We start from the raw sequence: 955 nt of genomic DNA, 5'->3' as shown, positions 1-955 counted from the left end.
GCGAGATCGAGGGGGCGTGGAAGCCCAACCAGTACGCCAACGTCAACGGCCCCCGCAGCCACTACGAGACCACCGGCCCGGAGATCTGGGCCGACACCGACGGGAGGGTCACCCACTTCGTCACCGGCGTGGGCACCGGCGGCACCATCACCGGCACCGGCCGCTACCTCAAGGAGCAGGGCCCGGTGCGGGTGATCGGCGCCGACCCCGAGGGCTCGGTGTACTCCGGCGGCACGGGGCGCCCCTACCTGGTGGAGGGCGTGGGCGAGGACTTCTGGCCCAGCGCCTACGACCCCTCGATCCCCGACGAGATCGTCGCCGTCTCCGACGCCGAGTCCTTCCAGATGACGCGCCGCCTGGCGCGCGAGGAGGGCCTGCTGGTCGGCGGCTCCTGCGGCATGGCCGTCGTGGCCGCGCTGCGGGTGGCGCAGGGCCTCGGGCCGGACGACGTCGTGGTGGTGCTGCTGCCCGACGGCGGCCGCGGCTACCTGGGCAAGATCTTCAACGACGACTGGATGGCGTCCTACGGCTTCCTCGACGAGGCCGAGGGCGGCACCGCCGGCGACGTGCTGCGCGCGAAGTCCACGGGCCTGCCGGCCCTGGTGCACACGCACCCCACGGAGACGGTCCACGACGTCATCGAGATCATGCGCGAGTTCGGCGTCTCGCAGTTGCCCGTCGTGGGCGCCGAGCCGCCCGTGATGGCCGGGGAGATCGCCGGTGCCGTCACCGAGCGCGACCTGCTGGACAAGGTGTTCAGCGGTGCGGCGAAGATGTCCGACGCCGTCTCCGCGCACCTGGGCCCGGCCCTGCCGCTGGTGGGGGCGGGGCAGTCCGTGGAGGAGGCCCGCGAGGTCCTCGCCCGCGCCGACGCCGCCGTGGTCGTCGAGGACGGCAAGCCCTCCGGGGTCATCACGCGGCAGGACCTGCTGGCGTACGTGGCCACCCGCCACTG

The 955-nt window shown here is 73.5% G+C and carries 1 protein-coding gene; it reads left to right on the top strand.

Annotated elements, in window-relative coordinates; all coding sequences use genetic code 11:
* Positions 1–955 (top strand): pyridoxal-phosphate dependent enzyme (locus V9U69_RS12435; protein WP_337062137.1); only part of this gene is annotated, 955 nt, incomplete at both ends.

The sequence above is a fragment of the Kineococcus sp. G2 genome (genome assembly GCF_037154035.1).
GTDB lineage: Bacteria > Actinomycetota > Actinomycetes > Actinomycetales > Kineococcaceae > Kineococcus.
Note: the sequence above shows the minus strand (reverse complement) of the source record. Positions and strands in the feature narration are given on the sequence as shown.